Here is a 16,029-nt window from a genome sequence, read left to right as displayed (position 1 = left end):
GCCCCGGTCGAGCCGCGCTCACGGATCGGATCGATCGCGCACCCCCGCGCCCGCGGGCGGCGGGGAGGACAGCGCGTCGACCTCGCCGCGCGTCACGCGCTTGTCGCCGTCGCGGTCGAGCGCCTTCATCATCTCGCCGACGACCACCTCGGACGGCGTCTCGGAGGTCGTCCTCGAGACGGCGTCCCTCAGCTCCTCGGCCGAGACGCGGCCGTCCCCGTCGGCGTCGATCGCCTCGAAGGCCCCGAGCTGGCGGACGAGGTCCGCGGCGAACGACTCGACGAGGACGAGCTTCGGATCGCGCCCGCTGTCCGCCGGCGGCACCTTCTCCGGGCGCTCCTGGGCGAAGCGGACCAGCGGCGCGATGTCATCCATGCCGCCGAGGAGCCCGCGCGGGAGGGCGATCCGGTACGCGCGATCGTCGACCAGCGGGAGGCCGTCTATCGCGGTCAGGACGCCTCGGGCGTCCGTCGCCATCCGGTCGTCGATCTGGAGGTAACCGCCGTGCTGGGCGGGGGCGCGCGACCGCGACGCGGCGACGGCCTCGCGGACGACGCGGCCAGGCAGGAGGGTCACCACCACCTCGTTGCTGAAGGGCACCTCGGCCTTGAGATCCCCGTACGTGAAGCGCTCCCGGTACGCGCGACCGCCGCGGATACCGCCGCCGTTGAAGAGGCACCCGTCCGCCCCGAAGGCGTCTCGGATCCGCGAGCAGAGCAGCGCGCCGAGCGACGTCTGCTGGACCCGCGTCCCGACGGACGAGAGCTCGCTGCCCGGCGGGAGCCGGAGGAGGGTGGCCGCGTCGAGGTCCCGCACGATCTGCATGTGGCGGTCGACGCGCTCGCGCATCGCCGGATCCTCGGGATAGGCGCCGACCTCCTCGATCCGGACGGTGACCGCGGGCAGGTCGGGCACCCCGGCGGGCGGCGCCATGGCCGGCCACACGAGGTCGATGATCGCGGCGCTCTCCGCGTCCGTGCCGGCCTTCACGACCCAGCAGCCGTCCACGTCGTCGAGGATCACCTCGTGCTCGTGGCCGCCGAGGATCACGGGAAAGCGCGGATCGCGCTGCGCCCGCGCGAGCTCGAGGTCCTGGTCGCGGCTCTGGTGCGTGATCGGGATCACGCACGCGCACCCCTCGTCGCGGACGAGCCGGCGGGTCCAGCGGAGGGCCGCCTCGTTCGCCGGCTCGATGTCGATCCCCCCGAACGCATCCCGCCGGTACAGGCCCTTCACGTGCACGAGCAGGCCGAGGAGGCCGATCCGGACGGCGCGCCCGCCGGGGCTCGAGACATCGACGATCTCGTGCGTCGGCAGCGCCGGGGTGAACGAGGGCATGTTGGTGTTGAGCCAGTTGCCCCGGAACTCCTGCACCCGCGCCCTGAGCTCCGGCAGCTCGACGTCGGCCTCGTGGTTGCCGAAGATGGTGTGGGTGATCGGCAGCGCGTTCATGCAGTCGACCATGCCCCTGCCGTGATCGAGGCTCGACAGCAGGCTCGGCGCGAGGAAGTCGCCGGCCATCACCACAAGGAAGCGATCGGCGGGCCCTGCGGCGTGGCGCCGCACGAGGGTCGCGAGGCGCGGGAGGTTGTCGAGCAGGTACACGTCGTTCACGCAGACGATCCGCAAAAGGGGGCCTCCGGGCAGGGCGTGTGCGGCGGCGGTCATGGCCATCGAAGATAGCCCAGCCCGCGGGCGCGCGACGCCGTCAGCGCCGAGCGCCCCTCGCCTTCGGCGGGCGCCACGCGCGCAGGCTCTCCGCGAGCGGCTCGAGCACGGCGCGCACCCGCGGAATGGCGCGGGCGCTGCGCGGGCAGAGCAGGACGAGCGAGCGTCGCGCGGGCGGCAGGTCCACCTTCAGCTCCACGAGCGGCGGGTGCCTCCGGAAGTGCGGGTGCTCGCGCGCGAGCATCATCGCGCCGAGCCCCAGCTCGCACGCGCGGATCTGCACGAGGTAGTCGTCGGACGCGAACGACGGGCGCCACCCCGGGATCAGGCGGCCGAGCGCGCTGTTCGGCGAGAGGTCGTCGAGCGGCGGCGCCCAGCCGATCCAGGCGAGCTCGGCCGGGTCGGTCTTGCCCGCCACCCGCGCCGCGTACTGCTCCGACGCGAAGGCGCGCAGCTCGATGTCGACCGAGGCGACGCTCTCCTCGCCGGCGGGGACGCCCAGCCGCAGCGCCAGATCCGCCTCTCGCCTCGTCAGGTCGAGCGGGCGCACCGTCGACACGACGTGCAGCTCGATCGCCGGCGCGCGCCGCGAGATGGCCGCCGCGAACGGGACGAGGAAGCCGTGCGCGATGCCGGGGGGCGCCGTCACCCGGACCACGCCCGTGGGCGCGTGCCGCCGCTCCGCCGCGCGGGTCAGCTCGGCGGCCCAGTCGGCCATCCGCTGCGCGGGCTCGACGAGGCCGGCCCCGTACACCGTCAGCGCCGTGCCGGCCACGCCGCGGTCGAAGAGCGGCTCGCCGAGGAGCGCCTCCAGCTCCGCGAGCCGCCGGCTCACCGTGGGCTGGGTCATCTGCAGCTTGCGCGCCGCGGCGCTCAGGCTGCCTGCCTCCGCCACCGCGAGGAACAGCCGCGCGTCGTCCCACGAGATATTCATCTGCGTATGACACCATGCGACTTTCGCCAGTTACTCATTCATTTTTCGGAGAACACACTGGCGGCATGTCCAGACGCACCTTCCGCTTCGTATCCCGCGCTCTCCTCGCCTCCGCGCTCCTGCTCGGCGCGTGCGCCGAGCCGCTCCCGGCGCCCAGGGACCCGCCCGCGTCGACACACGGCGCGAAGAGGGCCACGCTCGGCACGCCGATCCGGCTGCAGGCGATGGAGGCGCTCCTCGACCAGGCGGGCCCCATCGCCGTCGAGACCGTCGTCAGCGCGCGGTGGGAGACCAGCCGCGCCGGGCTCATCAACCTGGCCCACGAGCGCGCCGCCGGCCTGACCGACGGCCTCGAGCCGGTCGACATCACCTTTCACGCGCTCGCGCACCCGGCCCGGGGCCTGTACCTCATCGACACGGGCGCGTCGCAGGCGCTCGCGGCGAGCGACCATCCCCTCCGCACCGGCCCCGTCGGACAGGCGCTGAACTTCGGCGCCTTGCGGGTGGAGGCCAGCCTGGGCGCCTTTCGCGGCGAGCGGGCGCTGGCCGGCGTGCTCCTCACACACCTGCACATCGACCACGTGCTCGGCCTGCCCGACGTCGCGCGCGACGTCCCGATCTTCGTCGGGCCCGGCGAGTCCACGTTCGAGAGCCCGTTCCATGCGCTCACCCAGTCCACCGTGGACCAGCTCCTCGAGGGCCGCGTGCCCCTCGAGGAGTGGGCCTTCGGCGGCGAGGGCGTGATCGACGTGCTCGGCGACGCCTCGCTCTTCGCGCTCTCGGCGCCGGGACACACGCCGGGCTCGGTCGCCTACGTCGCGCGCACGCCCGAGGGCCCGGTGCTCTTCACCGGCGATGTGTGCCACACGGCCTGGGGCTGGCGGAATGACGTCGAGCCCGGGAATTTCTCGTCCGACCCCGCCGGGAGCGCCGAGAGCCTCGCCTTCCTCCGCGCCCTCGCCGCCCGCCACCCGTCGATGCGGGTGCGCCTCGGGCACCAGTCGCTGTGAGCGCGGCCCTTCCCGGCACGGCGCTCATCCGCCGGAGGTGAGCTCCTTCTGGAGGTGCCGCTCCAGCCGCTCCAGCACCTGGCGCGCCACGCGCCGGAGCCGCCGGGGGTAGACGACGACGAGGGGCGGGCTCGGCAGCGGGAGCCTGGGCAGGAGCCGGATCAAGCGCCCCTCCTGGACCCGGCGCGCGACAAGCCAGCGCGGGAGCACGCTCACGCCGAGCCCTGCCTCCACCGCCCTGAGGTTCGTCTCGATGTCGTCGGTCGTGAGCCTGACGGTGAGCCCCAGCTTCTCTAGCTCGCGCACCCCGCCGCTCGCCACGACCCGCACCGCGGCGAGCTCCGACATGGATGTCGGCGCCGGCTTGCCCGCGAACAGGCCGGCGCTGCCGACGAGCCACTGGGGCGAGGTCCCCAGCGCTCGCTCGATGAACGACGGCTCGCTGCGGACGCCGACGCGAAGCGCGAAATCGAACGCGCCTGCCACGAGGTCGACCCGCTGATCGGTGAGCGCGGCGTCCACGACGAGCCCCGGCGACTCATGCATGATCCGCACGAGCTCCGGCAAGAGGAGCCGGCGGCCGAGCGCCCCGGGCGCCGAGAGCTTCACGCGGCCCGCGAGGTCCCCGAAGCCGGACGCGGCGCGGAGCTCCGCGTCCTCGAGCGCGCGCACGTGCTCCTCGATCTGCTCGTAGTACGCGCGCCCCTCCAGGGTGAGCGCGACGCGCCGGGTGGTGCGCTCGAACAGCCGGAGACCGAGGCGCGACTCGAGATCGGCGATCCCGCGGCTCGCGGCCGATTGCGTCATGGAGAGCTCGCGCGCCGCCCGCGAGAAGCTGCCGCTGTCCGCCACCTTGCAGAACACGCGCAGCGCGAGGAACCGATCCATGGCTCAATTTATTCTGATTTCGAATAACTGTAAGCCGTATTCTATCGGTACCGGCATGAGCGGGCGCTGACCATCCTGCGTGCATGCTCGTACGCCACACGTTCGATGGGCCGAGGCGGGGCCGTCTGCTCCGCCTCCTCGCGTTCTTGAGCGCGCTGCTGCCGCCGCTGGGCGCCCGCGCGGCCGAGGCCACGGGGGCATCTCCGCCGCCGGAGGTCGCGCCCCGCGGCGCCGATTCCGCGGGTCCGGGGCCCGCGGAGGCTCGCCTCGTCCTTGGATCACGCCTCGTGGGCAGGGACACGGGCGGCGGCCTGGAGCTCGACGGCCGCGTGCGCCTTTCGGGTGGGGCGCAGCTCGGAGCCGCTGCCTCCTTCTGGGCCCTCGAGCGAGCGTACATGGGGGGGCGAACGGTGACAGGCGCGAGCGGCGCCTCGGGCGCTGCGGTCTTCCTGATGCCGCTCGTGACGCACGGCCCGCTCGAGCTCGATCTGCGCCTCAGGACGGGGTTCCTGGCGCTCCGGGATGTCGGAGGGGGCGACGGGGGAGGCAGCACCGGGGGAGGCAGCACCGGGGGAGGCGGCGACGCGCCCGCGTCGGCGCTCCGGCACGTCGACGAGCTATCGATGGTCGCTCACGTCGCGCTCGGCGAGGCGTGGCTGCTCCGCGCGGGGGCCACCGTCGGCTTCGAGCTGGAGCTCGATCCGACAACGGAGCTGGCCGACCTGGCGCAGGTCCTGACGGCGGGCGCCGGCTACGCCGTGTCCGAGCACGTTCTCCTCACCCTCGACGCCAGCGCGGGAGGCAGCTTTGGGTTCAACGGCGACAACGGCAAGTTCCTGCTCGAGGGCTCCCTCGGAGCGCGCTTCGCTTTCGGACAAGGAGGCTCCCGTGTCGCTCACTGACCGCCGCGGCCACCGTCTTCACCTCATGACGCTCGCGTCGAGCGCGTGCCTCGCGCTCCTGCTCGGGGCCGCGCGGGCCGGCGCGCAGGCTCCGGACGCGGGGTCCGGTGCCGCCGAGCGCGCCGGCGCGGGCGCCTTCGATGCCGGGCAGGCCGCGGCCACGGACACGCGCGGCGCGCGCCGGCCCGCGCCGGGCGTCCCGGTCGGTGGCTTCGTCGACCTCGAGTGGCGGGTGATGGGCCTTGGAGGGCACGTGTCGCACGGGCCGGCGTTCGCCGCCGGCGTGACCTTCGCCGACGGCCTTGTGCGCCTCGGCCTGGGTGGGCTCGGGCGGCCGGGGCCGATGAATCCTGCCACCTTCGACGTCACCCTGCCCGGAGGGCAGACCTACAAGGGGCAACGCACGCTCGAGCTCAAGTCCGACGGATCCATGCTGGGCGCGCATGTCGGGCTCTCGTTCCGGCTCCCCTTCGCGGAAGCGCTGGCGGTCCAGATCCCGATCACGGTCGGCTACGGCGGGTTCGGCTTCTACCTGCAGGGGAACGATCGCAAGACGCCCGACGGACGCCGCGTGAGCGCGTGGGAGGACGAGCTCTTCGCGGGCAAGGACTCCTTCCTCGGCCTGGTCGTCGATACGGGGCTGCGCCTCGGGTACCAGCCGGACGACGCGCCGTGGTTCAGGCCCTACGTGGGCGCGAGCTTCACGGCGGTCCCCGGCTTCGACACGGTGGTGCGAGACGACTACCTCGGGTTCAGCGGAGTCCTCGGCGTGGAGATCGGCCACGGCATCTGAGCGGGCGCCTTCGCCGGTGTCGTCGGGTGGTCTGCCCGGCCCTGGCGCGCGAGCGAGGCATTCTCGATCTCGCGTCGCCCTGACGCGCGAGCGGGGTGCTCTCGATCTCGCGTCGCCCTGACGCGCGACCGCGCTCGAGGAGCGCCCGCTCCTCCGGGATTCAGTCCGGATCCGCCCCGACTCCCATCTTCCCGGCGACGGCCCGGCTCGCGGAGGTCGCGCGCATCGGCGCGCCGAGGCCGAACGTGATGGTCACGCCCGGCGCCTTCCTCAGCGCGCCGCCGTGCTTCGCGACAAGGGCGGCGAGCTCGGTCGCAGGCACCCTCGCGGCGGCCTTGTGGAGCGCCGCGAGCTCGTCGTGGTGGTCGATGTTGGCGAGGACTGCCCGGTTCACCGCCGATCGCTCGCTGAACATGCCCATCTGGTAGACGAGCGCCGCCGCCGCGCCGGCCGCGTCGGCGCCACGGAACCACGACCCGAGCTCGTGCGTCTTCAGGTGCGCGCACTGTCCATAGAGCGCGCCCATCTCGGCGCCCGTGGCGGTGAGCAGCCGGTCGGCGAGCGCGACGAAGCGCCTTCGAGAGGCATCTTCGAGGTAGGCCCGCGCGTATCCTCCCCCCATCCGGATCGCCGCGGCGCGGAAGGCCGGCGCGGCCTTCACCGCCTCGGGCGCGAGCCCATCGGCGAGCTCCGCGGTGCCGTCCGTCACGGTCGCGAGCTCCTCGTCCGCGTCCGCCGTCAATCGGCCTCTGGAGACCGCGGCGACGAGCGCCGGGTGGTCGTGCAAGCTCTCGCCTCTCGCGCTGGCCAACCACAGCGTGACCTGCCAGCCCTCGGTCGCGAGCGGTGGAAACGGGGCTCCCCTGTAGATCTGGCTCCGCGCGGCCTCGCACGCGCGGCGGAGCGCCTCAACCCGCGGCAGCTCCTGCGCGCTCGGTGTATCCGCCGTCACGCTCGGTGGAGGCACCGACGCTGGCAGAGAGGGTCTGGCCTCCGCGGACCGACCCCCTTGCCCGAACACCCGTCTGGCACCTCCGGCCCCGGCGGCGAGCAGCGCGCCGGCCATCACGATGATGAAGGGCTGCGCCTCGTCGCCCTTCCGATGAACGACGACGAAGAGGAGGGCGCCCCAGCACGGCAGGAGCAGGACGACGACGCCCCACGCAGGGTTCGTCTTGAACGCGCTGATACAGAGCCAGATCTGGCCCGCGACCATCACGATGAGACCGAGGCCCATGAGCACATCGAGGAACGTCGCCATGGGGGGATGCTACGCGGCTGACGCCGCGGGAGGCAGCGCCGCACGTCCTCTCGACGACCCGGGCTGTTTCTGCGCGCTCAACCACCCGGAATCACGAGCCAATTGCCCGTGTGGACGCGGGTGAAGCGCGTGCGCCGGATGACGTCGCGTCGTTGCGCCGCGCCGATTCGGCTGCTGCATGTCGTGCCTGCAGAACGACGGTCGCGCGCCAAACGTGCCATGCTCCCGCGGGAGCTCACGAGCTCCGCACGGGCTCCGCGAGCCAGCGAATCAGCGCCTCGCTCTCGAGATCGAGCAAGGCATCCTCGACCTCGCCCGGACCGCTCGCGCGGGCTCGCTCGAGGATCGAGCGCTCTTCTTCCGCCGTCGGCCGATCCGCCGCGCGAAGAGGCGACCGAGCAGCTCCGCGATCGCCTTCTCCTCCCCGCGCTGCTCGCCCCTCAGCTCACCTCGTTGCTCTCCTCGTTCCTCCCCTCGTCGCTCGGCCTCGATGATCAGCTCCCCGATGATCGGGGTGCGCCGGAGCAGCCCCTCTTCCTTGTCCTCCACCATGTCGACGAGCACCTTCATCAGATGATGCCCCCAGGCGGCGTCCCTGGCAGATCGCATGCCAGGGAGGAGGCCGACATCACGGGCTCCCCGCATGAGAGATGCGCGTCGGGCGGGTGGCGGCGCCATGGCGGGCCGCGCTCAGGGGTCGAACCGGTAGGCGGTCTCGACGGCGGACGCCCGCGCCGCGAACTCTCGACAGAAGCCGTTCAGCGCCGGATAGGGCTCGGTCGGCAGGACGCGCCGGAACTCCAGATGCGTGACGAGGCAGAACAGCGCGACCTCCAGATAACTCAGATCCCGGTCCGATGGGAGCGCGGCGAGCGCGTGACCCGCGTTGTCCTCCAGCCATGACATGGTGTCGACCAGGCTCTTTCGCTGCTTGGCCTGGTGCGCGCTGCCGTCGCTGGCCCCGGCGGCGCCGGCCATGATCAGCGCGACCTCCGTCGCCATCGCATGAACGACGAGCTCCTGGGCGTTCGCGAGAAGGGGTTCTGCGAGGTCCTCCGGCCATACCGTGCGTACCGCGCGCTTCGATTGCCGCGACAGCTCGCGGCAGATATTGAGCGCGCCGAACCACACGCCGCGGGATGTCCGGAGAGCAGGCATCTTGAGCGCGGGGTTTCCCCCGTAGTCCGCCGCGTTGGACGACATGAGGTCCCGCACGACCTCGAGCGAACAGTCGACCCCCATCTCCACGGCGAAGATCCGCGTGACGCGCGTGAAGTGCGAGCTGGAACGGCCGACGATCACGGGCTTGACGAGCTCTCCTAGAGCATCTGACATGCTTGCTCCTCCGATCCAGGAACCATTCAGCGTCGATGCGGGCCCGACGCGTGGATCGCCTCGTGCTCCGAGCCGGCCCCGTCGTGCGGCTCCCACGCATCGTGGAGCGGTAGCATGGCTGGCGTGAATCCTCAAGCTGAGCTTGGCAGCCAGGAGCGTCGTGAAAGGCGTGCTGATCGAGAGCCGCAAACGAGGTAGCTACTCGACCAGAGATACTATTGCAAATTAGTTGCAAATAACCCGGAGGTCGGCTACGCGGACGCCATGCACCCGAACACGGAAGCTGCGCCGCGCGTCGGCCGCGGCGCGGTCCCCAGGGCGTCCTCGGACGCAGCAGAGCTTCACCTCGAGGCGGCGCGTCGCGCGCACCGCGCCGGAGGGCGGCCGTGACTGGCGTGTCAGCGCTGCTCCTCGGGCTCGGGCTCGGCCTGCGCCACGCCACGGACGCCGACCACCTCGTCGTCGTCGCCACGTTGCTCCAGCGCGAGCGTGGGCCGCGCCGCGCCGCGCTCATCGCGGCGCTCTGGGGGCTCGGCCACTCCGCCACCTTCCTCGGCGTAGGGCTGATCGTCGTCCTCCTCGGCCTGCGCATCCCCGCGCCCTTCGAGAGGGCGGCCGAGATCCTCGTCGCGTTCATGCTGATCGCGCTCGGCGCATGGCACCTCGTCCGCCCGCAGCGACGAGCGCCGGCGCCCGGTCACGGCGGCGCCGCGCACGCGAGGTCCATCGCCATCGGCCTCGTTCACGGCCTGGCGGGCTCCGCGGGCATCGCCCTGCTCGCGACGGCGAGCATCCCCTCGCGGCTCTGGGCCGCGGCGTACCTTGCGCTCTTCGGCCTGGGCACCGTCGCCGGCATGATCGCGCTGACGGTGATCCTGTCATGGCCCATCGGGTGGACGCTGACGCGAGGAGGAGCGCCGCGCCGCTTCTCGATCGTCACGGCGGCGCTGCTCGGCATCGCGACCGGCGTGGTGGTCGGAGCCGATGCCCTCTTCGGCGCAGGGGCGCAATGACCCCTCGCCCCCCGTCACGAACGAACCCCGGAACTCGAAGGGCCCCATGAATCAAGGCAAGATCCCCGTCACCGTGCTCACCGGCTTCCTCGGAGCAGGCAAGACCACGCTCCTCAACCGCATCCTGACGGAGAACCACGGCAAGCGCATCGCCGTCATCGAGAACGAGTTCGGAGAGATCGGCATAGACCAGGCCCTCGTCATCAACGCGGACGAGGAGGTCTTCGAGATGAATAACGGCTGCATCTGCTGCACCGTGCGTGGCGACCTCATCCGCATCCTCGGCGCCCTCATGAAGCGGAAGGACAAATTCGACCATGTGCTCGTGGAGACCACGGGCCTGGCCGATCCGGGGCCGGTGGCCCAGACGTTCTTCGTCGATGACGACGTCCGCGAGCTGTTCGCGCTCGACGCCATCGTCACCCTCGTCGACGCGAAGCACATCCATCTGCACCTCGAGGACTCGAGCGAGTGCAAAGAGCAGGTCGCCTTCGCGGACGTGCTCGTGCTCAACAAGGCCGACCTCGTCACCGAGCGCGAGCTCGACGCCCTCGAGCGGCGGCTGCGCGGCATGAACACGCTGGCCCGCGTGCTCCGCGCGACGAACGCCGACGTGCCGATCGCCGACGTGCTCGGCGTGGGTGGCTTCGATCTCGACCGCGCGCTCGCCCAGAAGCCGGCCTTCCTGGAGCCCGAGTACCCGTTCGAGTGGGCTTTCGCGTTCGACCTCGCGGAGGGCGGCTGCGAGCTCGTCCTGGAGCCAGGCCCCGACGAGTGCATGGACGTCGTGGTCCTGCCGCTCGAGCCGGCGGTCGATCCGGGCGCGCGCGAGGCCGCCGAGCGCGCCGTGCGGCTCTGGGCGGAGCCGGCGGCGCGCGTCGCGCCGGGGGGTAGCCTCTTGATCGGCGACCACCCCTCCAGGCTCGCCCTGCGCGATCCGGGGACGATGCGGTTCCGGCTCAACGCGCCGAAGAGCGGGCGTTACGGCCTGTATCTGCAGCACGCCCCGAGCGAGTTCCGGGCGCGGCTGGAGTCGGCCGGCGCCGTGGAGCCAGCGGTGGCGCGCGAGTTCGCGGCTGGGCACAGCCACGATGAGCAGGTGAGCTCGGTCGGCATCCACCTCGAGGGCGCCGTCGACCGCGAGCGGCTGACCCGATGGGTCTCGGAGCTCTTGCGCGAGAAGGGCGCGGACATCTTCCGGATGAAGGGCATCCTGAACCTCCGCGGCTCCGAGAACCGCTTCGTGTTCCAGGGCGTTCACATGCTCTTCGACGGGCGCGAGGATCGGCCCTGGGGAGACGAGCGCCGCGCCAGCGATCTCGTGTTCATCGGCCGCGACCTGGACCGCAAGCAGCTGACCCGGGGGTTCCAGCGATGCCTGGCGTGACGGCGCGGGCGCCGCGCGGCAAGACCGAGCTCCCGCCGCGCTGGCGGCTCTCGGCGGGAGACCATGTCGTCGCGATGAGCGTGACGCCCGACGGCAGCCTGTGCGCGATCGGGACCGGCGCCGGGACGGTGCTCGCCGTCGAGTTGCAGACCGGCGCGGTGCGCTGGCGCGCCGAGGCGCACCCGAACGGGATCCTCGCGCTCGGGTTCTCCCCCTCCGGAGCCCGCCTGGCCACGTGCGGCCAGGATGAGAAGGCGCGCCTCTTCGACCTCAGCGGCGCCCTCGTGGCCGAGCTCCCCGGCGGGGCGGCGTGGGTCGAGCACGTGGCGTGGGCGCCCGGCGGCGAGCGCCTGGCCACCGGCTCGGGGCGGACGGTGCGCGTCTGGACCGAGCGCGGCGAGCCGGTCGTCGAGACGGAGCCGCTGCCCAGCACGGTCGCCGCGCTCGCCTGGCGGGAGGGCCGCGCCGAGCTCGCCGCGGCGTGTTACGGAGGCGTCTATCTCTGGTCGATCGCCGCCGGTGCGACGTCGCGCCACCTCGCCTGGCAGGGCTCGCTCGTGTCGATGGCGTGGAGCCCCGACGGGAAGGTCATCGCCTGCGGCAGCCAGGACCGGTCGGTGCACTTCTGGCGCCTCTCGACCGGGCAGGACTCCGAGATGCGCGGGTATCCCGCGAAGCCGAAGGCGCTCGCGTGGGACGCGCAGTCGCGCCTGCTCGCGACCGGCGGCGCCCCGGCGGTCACGGTCTGGGACTTCTCGGGCAAAGGCCCCGAGGGCACCCGTCCAATCGAGCTCGAAGGTCATCAAGACACGTGCCTCCAGCTCGCGTTCAGCCCGCGCAAGGGGGTGCTCGCGAGCGGCGCCCAGGACCACGGCGTGCTGCTCTGGGAGCCGCGGCGGCTCGCCAGGCCGGTGCGCTACGCGTTCCTGGAGGACAAGGTCACCGCGCTCGCCTGGCACCCCGCGCACGCGGGGCTCCTCGGCGCAGACGCCTCCGGCACGGTCGTGCTCTGGCAGGTGGAGTAGCGGCAAGGCTGGCCGGGAGCCGGGCTTGACCAGGTGATTGCCGTTTCACAAGAATTTTCGATGACTACCGCACGCCGTGCGGGTAGGTTTGGTCACCTGGAGCCCAATTTCTCGTGTCTGCCAGCCGAGGAGTCGTGCTTCAGGGGTTGATGCAATCAGCCTCATCACCTTTCAGAGCTGTGCGTTTTCCCGCGCTCGACAAGGAGACCAGGATGAAGGACCACGCGACGCACGATGAGCATGCGCACGATCACGGCCAGGCGTGCGGACACCAGGCGATACGTCACGGTGACCACGTCGACTACCTGCACGATGGCCACTTGCACCACCGGCATGACGACCATGTCGACGAGCACGTCCTCTCGGTGAACGAGGAGAACCCTGCACAGTGCACCCCGAACCACGCGTGCTCAGGGCACGACGTGAAGCACGCGCACGGAGACAACTGCGGGCACCCCGCTGTTCCTCATGGAGATCACGTGGACTTCCTCGTCGACGGCCACTTGCACCACCCGCACGGCGGGCACTGCGACCATCACGGCGACGTACAGCTGACGGCGTAGCCGCGGATTCAGGCGAGGGCGTCGAGCGTCACGACGACACGCGGCGACGTTCCGGGGGGCGACCGGTGCACCGCGCCGCGATCCTGGTTGCCCGGCCACGCCTCTCCCTTGAGCAGCCCGACGTCGAACGGCTCCATCCGGCGGAGGCGCGCGCCGGCGCGCAGCACGCCGGAGACCTCGTCGGGGAGGCCGTTCGCGCGGTGTCCGAGCCGGTCGCGCCGGACGGCCGCGTGCTCTGCCCACTCCGTCCCAGGCCCGACATAGGTGGTCACCAGGCGGACGGTCACCATGTCCGCGTGCAGACGAGGGCACATGGGTTTGTCGAGCCGCGCGAGCCGCAGGCCGACCCGCGGGCAGCCCGTGAGATCCGCGAAGAGCGATATCAGCCCGCGCACGTCCTCGAGGAAGGCTTCACGACCGGGCGAGGGGGGTGCTCCAGCAGCCAGCGCCGCGAGGTCGGGCGCGACCGGATCGACGCTCAGCGCCTCGGCGAGCGGCCGTGGCAGCAGCCATTCGCGCACGAAGCCGTCCACGTCGGGGTCGACGCCCCGCCGCAGCACGCAGACGCTCACCTCGGGCGCCGCGAGCTCGGCCAGGTCGACGAGCTCCGTCACGACGCGCGTCGAGCTGGCTGGCGCCGCGCGCGGCGATGCGAAATTCTCGTGTTCCTCAGCGGTCGTTGTCGTCATCACGTCTTGTCTGGCCTTCCGTGGTGGGCGCCGCGACATGAGCCACCATGCCGCGACGAAGTCTCGCGAGCCATGATGCCATGGGGCACGGCGTTAATGCAATCAAGTTGCATCAACGGGCAACCGATGGAGGGAGCGCTCGACGTCGGCTACCGCTGCGGAGACAACGACCTGAACGACTCGCCTCCTGACTGGGAACGCGTCATCTATCACGCGGATTGAGCCGGGGTCCGAGCAGGCCGCTCACCCCCGCCTGTCCGGCGCTCCGGCCAGGCACGGCGAGCGACCATCCCGCGGCGGCGCCCCTGTCACACTCTCGCCCGCTGGGCCGACGGTCCAGGCATGAGAGCCGCCGCTCCGACCGCCCTCGCCCTCCTCGCCCTCGCCTGCACCCCCTCCCCGCGCGACCCGGCCCCGGCGCCGCCGCCCAGCCCCCCTGCCGCGGCGGAGGCGCCGCCGCGGCCCACCTGCGCCCGGCGAGCGGCGGGCCCCGCGCCCGCGCCCCTCGACGCGACGCACGCCGGCTCCGGCGTCGCCCTCGCAAACCTCGGCGGGCGCACCCTCGCGTTCGTCGCCGACGAGGACGACGCCGCCCTCCACACCGTCGACATCGACGCACGCGCCGCGCTCGCGCGCACGCCGCTCGCTGGCCGGCCCGCCCAGGTGATCGTGCTGGGCGACGGCCGCGTCGTGGCCTCGCTGCGCGACCGCGCCCTGCTCGAGGTGCTGGAGCCGGTGGGCCCTGCCGCCCCGCTCCAGCGAAGGTGTCTGGTGCCCGTGGCGAGCGAGCCGGTGGGCCTCGCGATGACGCCGGACCGCGCCACGCTGCTCGTCGCGAGCCGCTGGGGCCACGCGCTCACCAGCCTCGCGACAGCCGACCTCCGGCGCACCGGCGAGCTCCCGCTCGCCCGCGATCCCAGCGCGGTCGTCGCGTCGAGCGACGGCCGGCGCGCGTTCGTCTCCCACGCGGTCGGCGGCCGCATCAGCGTCGTGACGCTCGGCGAAGGCGGCGCGCCGACCGGCGCACGCGAGCTGTCGACCGACGGGGTGGAGCGGCGCGCCCCGAGATCGACGTCGAAGCTCGCCAAGCCTTTCCCCCGCAGCTCGAGCGGGCCCTCACGGAAAGTGCCCTTCGATTTCGAGGACGGGACGCCGTTCCAGATGCGCCGCCCGACGGTGAGCGTGGATCGCCGCGGCTCCCAGGGCTTCGCGCTGGCGCGCGCGGCGAGCGGCGCGGTCTTCGCGCCCATCGCGCTCGTCGATCCGGGGCCCGCGACAGGCGCCGGCGGTTACGGCAGCGCGCTCGTCCACACCGTGATCGAGCACATCGCCGTCGTCGACGCGATGGGCGAACGCGCGGACGTCCCGCCGGTCTCGACCCACCTCGGGCTCCGCGGCTGCCGGCTCCCGCGCGCTGCAGCGATCGAGCCCGGGGACGACGTCCTGCTCGTCGCGTGCCTCGGCCACGACGAGGTGATCGCCTACGACGCCCGCGCCCAGATCCCCGGCAAGCCGCAGCGGACCGGATCGGCGCGGGAACGCGAGATCTTCCGCGCCCGCGTGGGCGCCGGGCCCACCGCCATCGCGGTCGACGGCGCGCGCCGGCGCGCCGTTGTCTTCTCCCGGTTCGACGGCGCGCTGACGATCCTGCCCGCCGCGCGCGATCCGGAGCCGACCGCGATCGGCGCCAGCGGCAAGGAGCTCGCGGGCGAGCTGCCGGTCATCCCCCTGCCCCGCGCGTCGCGCCTCGACGAGCAGCGCGCGGAGGGCCAGCGGCTGTTCCATGCGGCCGGCGGCCGTCGCGTCGCGTTCGACGGCCGCGCCTGCGCCAGCTGCCACCCCGACGGCCGCGACGACGCGCTCACCTGGTCGACGCCGGAGGGGCCGCGCCAGACGCCGATGCTCATGGGGCGGCTCGAGGGCACCGCGCCATACGGCTGGGAGGGCGACAAGAAGGACCTGGAGAGCCACTTCGCCCGCACCATGTCCCGGCTCGCGGGCACCGGCCTGAGCGCGAAGGAGCGCGACGCCCTCTTCGCGTACCTCCGCGGCATGGATCCGCCGGCCGAGGCGGCGGTCCTCACGGCCGAGGAGCGCGCCGCGCTCGCGGCGGCGCCGGCCGGCGCCGCAGAAGCGGCGACCGCCGAGACAGCAGCCGCGGCGGCCGGCGCCCGCGCGGCCCTCACCGCGCGCGGCGACGAGATCTTCCACGCCCGCGAGGCGGGCTGCTCGAGCTGCCATGTCGGCGACGAGCTGACCACCGACGGCGCGCGGCACGACGTGCGGAGCGCGACGCGCTTCGAGACGGAGCGCTCCTTCGAGACGCCCTCGCTGCGCTTCGTCGGCCGGTCCGCGCCGTACTACCACGACGGCCGCTACCCGACGCTGCTCGCGCTGGTCGAGGGGGTGGACGGCTCCATGGGCCACACGGCCCACCTGTCGGCCGGCGATCGGCGCGCCCTGGTCGCTTACCTGGAGTCGCTCTGAGGGCGGCGCGGCCGGCCTGATATGCGTCGTCCCGAGCGGGGCGACGCTCGGCTGCCACGCGCCCGATCTTCACG

15 protein-coding genes are annotated in these 16,029 nt (G+C 72.8%); 8 read left to right on the top strand and 7 right to left on the bottom strand.

What is annotated here, in order from left to right; all coding sequences use genetic code 11:
- Positions 1 to 18 precede the first annotated feature (18 nt).
- Both WMF22_RS48400 and WMF22_RS48395 read right to left on the bottom strand, forming a co-directional pair.
- Positions 19 to 1,668, bottom strand: a complete 1,650-nt coding sequence (locus WMF22_RS48400) for a 5'-nucleotidase C-terminal domain-containing protein (protein WP_438034158.1) — start codon at positions 1,666 to 1,668, stop codon at positions 19 to 21.
- Between the two features lie 40 nt (positions 1,669 to 1,708).
- The gene (locus WMF22_RS48395) at positions 1,709 to 2,602 is read right to left on the bottom strand and encodes a LysR family transcriptional regulator (protein ID WP_438034157.1); all 894 of its coding nucleotides are present in this window, start codon (positions 2,600 to 2,602) and stop codon (positions 1,709 to 1,711) included.
- Positions 2,603 to 2,667: 65 nt separating this feature from the next.
- Here WMF22_RS48395 and WMF22_RS48390 point away from each other — a divergent pair, with 65 nt between their 5' ends.
- Entirely contained in the window at positions 2,668 to 3,612 is a 945-nt protein-coding gene (locus WMF22_RS48390) for an MBL fold metallo-hydrolase (RefSeq protein WP_437296595.1), read from the top strand.
- A gap of 24 nt (positions 3,613 to 3,636) precedes the next feature.
- Here the strand turns inward: WMF22_RS48390 and WMF22_RS48385 are convergent, their stop codons facing one another.
- Positions 3,637 to 4,500 (bottom strand): LysR family transcriptional regulator, encoded by an 864-nt coding sequence (locus WMF22_RS48385; protein ID WP_437296594.1) that lies wholly within the window; start codon positions 4,498 to 4,500, stop codon positions 3,637 to 3,639.
- Positions 4,501 to 4,583: 83 nt separating this feature from the next.
- On the opposite strand from WMF22_RS48385, the gene WMF22_RS48380 reads away from it, so the two are divergent.
- Positions 4,584 to 5,402 carry a hypothetical protein gene (locus WMF22_RS48380; RefSeq protein ID WP_438034156.1) on the top strand — a complete coding sequence of 273 codons (819 nt, stop codon included), beginning with the start codon at positions 4,584 to 4,586 and terminating at the stop codon, positions 5,400 to 5,402.
- Entirely contained in the window at positions 5,389 to 6,195 is an 807-nt protein-coding gene (locus tag WMF22_RS48375; protein WP_438034155.1) for a hypothetical protein, read from the top strand. Before WMF22_RS48380 ends, WMF22_RS48375 begins: the two co-directional genes overlap by 14 nt.
- Positions 6,196 to 6,355: 160 nt before the next feature.
- Here the strand turns inward: WMF22_RS48375 and WMF22_RS48370 are convergent, their stop codons facing one another.
- The 3 genes from WMF22_RS48370 to WMF22_RS48360 form a co-directional block, all read right to left on the bottom strand.
- Positions 6,356 to 7,456, bottom strand: a complete 1,101-nt coding sequence (locus WMF22_RS48370) for a hypothetical protein (RefSeq protein ID WP_438034154.1) — start codon at positions 7,454 to 7,456, stop codon at positions 6,356 to 6,358.
- A gap of 270 nt (positions 7,457 to 7,726) precedes the next feature.
- A complete protein-coding gene (locus tag WMF22_RS48365) occupies positions 7,727 to 8,026 on the bottom strand; it encodes a hypothetical protein (RefSeq protein ID WP_438034153.1) in 300 nt (99 codons plus the stop codon).
- Between the two features lie 120 nt (positions 8,027 to 8,146).
- Positions 8,147 to 8,791, bottom strand: coding sequence for a glutathione S-transferase N-terminal domain-containing protein (locus WMF22_RS48360; protein WP_438034152.1), 645 nt, complete (start codon positions 8,789 to 8,791; stop codon positions 8,147 to 8,149).
- A gap of 386 nt (positions 8,792 to 9,177) precedes the next feature.
- On the opposite strand from WMF22_RS48360, the gene WMF22_RS48355 reads away from it, so the two are divergent.
- The 4 genes from WMF22_RS48355 to WMF22_RS48340 all read left to right on the top strand — a co-directional run bounded on the left by WMF22_RS48355 (position 9,178) and on the right by WMF22_RS48340 (position 12,779).
- The gene (locus WMF22_RS48355; protein ID WP_437296589.1) at positions 9,178 to 9,804 is read left to right on the top strand and encodes a high-affinity nickel-transport family protein; all 627 of its coding nucleotides are present in this window, start codon (positions 9,178 to 9,180) and stop codon (positions 9,802 to 9,804) included.
- Positions 9,805 to 9,850: 46 nt separating this feature from the next.
- Positions 9,851 to 11,191 carry a CobW family GTP-binding protein gene (locus WMF22_RS48350; protein ID WP_437296588.1) on the top strand — a complete coding sequence of 447 codons (1,341 nt, stop codon included), beginning with the start codon at positions 9,851 to 9,853 and terminating at the stop codon, positions 11,189 to 11,191.
- The gene (locus WMF22_RS48345; protein WP_437296587.1) at positions 11,179 to 12,216 is read left to right on the top strand and encodes a WD40 repeat domain-containing protein; all 1,038 of its coding nucleotides are present in this window, start codon (positions 11,179 to 11,181) and stop codon (positions 12,214 to 12,216) included. Before WMF22_RS48350 ends, WMF22_RS48345 begins: the two co-directional genes overlap by 13 nt.
- Positions 12,217 to 12,428: 212 nt before the next feature.
- Positions 12,429 to 12,779, top strand: a complete 351-nt coding sequence (locus WMF22_RS48340) for a hypothetical protein (RefSeq protein ID WP_437296586.1) — start codon at positions 12,429 to 12,431, stop codon at positions 12,777 to 12,779.
- Between the two features lie 8 nt (positions 12,780 to 12,787).
- Here the strand turns inward: WMF22_RS48340 and WMF22_RS48335 are convergent, their stop codons facing one another.
- Positions 12,788 to 13,393 carry a DUF1826 domain-containing protein gene (locus WMF22_RS48335; protein WP_437296585.1) on the bottom strand — a complete coding sequence of 202 codons (606 nt, stop codon included), beginning with the start codon at positions 13,391 to 13,393 and terminating at the stop codon, positions 12,788 to 12,790.
- A gap of 417 nt (positions 13,394 to 13,810) precedes the next feature.
- Between WMF22_RS48335 and WMF22_RS48330 the strand changes: the two genes are divergently transcribed.
- Positions 13,811 to 15,955: a cytochrome C peroxidase gene (locus tag WMF22_RS48330; RefSeq protein ID WP_438034151.1), complete on the top strand. Its 2,145-nt coding sequence runs from the start codon at positions 13,811 to 13,813 to the stop codon at positions 15,953 to 15,955.
- Positions 15,956 to 16,029 lie beyond the last annotated feature (74 nt).

The organism is Sorangium sp. So ce204, assembly GCF_051526795.1.
Taxonomy (GTDB): domain Bacteria; phylum Myxococcota_A; class Polyangia; order Polyangiales; family Polyangiaceae; genus Sorangium; species Sorangium cellulosum_B.
This window is presented reverse-complemented; position numbering and strand designations above follow the sequence as displayed.

Bases quoted from the DNA above. Each gene is read 5' to 3' on its own strand.
- WMF22_RS48400 (WP_438034158.1), bottom strand. From the start codon at position 1,668: ATGACCGCCGCCGCACACGCCCTGCCCGGAGGCCCCCTTTTGCGGATC.
- WMF22_RS48395 (WP_438034157.1), bottom strand. From the start codon at position 2,602: ATGAATATCTCGTGGGACGACGCGCGGCTGTTCCTCGCGGTGGCGGAG.
- WMF22_RS48390 (WP_437296595.1), top strand. From the start codon at position 2,668: ATGTCCAGACGCACCTTCCGCTTCGTATCCCGCGCTCTCCTCGCCTCC.
- WMF22_RS48385 (WP_437296594.1), bottom strand. From the start codon at position 4,500: ATGGATCGGTTCCTCGCGCTGCGCGTGTTCTGCAAGGTGGCGGACAGC.
- WMF22_RS48380 (WP_438034156.1), top strand. From the start codon at position 4,584: ATGCTCGTACGCCACACGTTCGATGGGCCGAGGCGGGGCCGTCTGCTC.
- WMF22_RS48370 (WP_438034154.1), bottom strand. From the start codon at position 7,456: ATGGCGACGTTCCTCGATGTGCTCATGGGCCTCGGTCTCATCGTGATG.
- WMF22_RS48365 (WP_438034153.1), bottom strand. From the start codon at position 8,026: ATGAAGGTGCTCGTCGACATGGTGGAGGACAAGGAAGAGGGGCTGCTC.
- WMF22_RS48360 (WP_438034152.1), bottom strand. From the start codon at position 8,791: ATGTCAGATGCTCTAGGAGAGCTCGTCAAGCCCGTGATCGTCGGCCGT.
- WMF22_RS48350 (WP_437296588.1), top strand. From the start codon at position 9,851: ATGAATCAAGGCAAGATCCCCGTCACCGTGCTCACCGGCTTCCTCGGA.
- WMF22_RS48345 (WP_437296587.1), top strand. From the start codon at position 11,179: ATGCCTGGCGTGACGGCGCGGGCGCCGCGCGGCAAGACCGAGCTCCCG.
- WMF22_RS48340 (WP_437296586.1), top strand. From the start codon at position 12,429: ATGAAGGACCACGCGACGCACGATGAGCATGCGCACGATCACGGCCAG.
- WMF22_RS48330 (WP_438034151.1), top strand. From the start codon at position 13,811: ATGAGAGCCGCCGCTCCGACCGCCCTCGCCCTCCTCGCCCTCGCCTGC.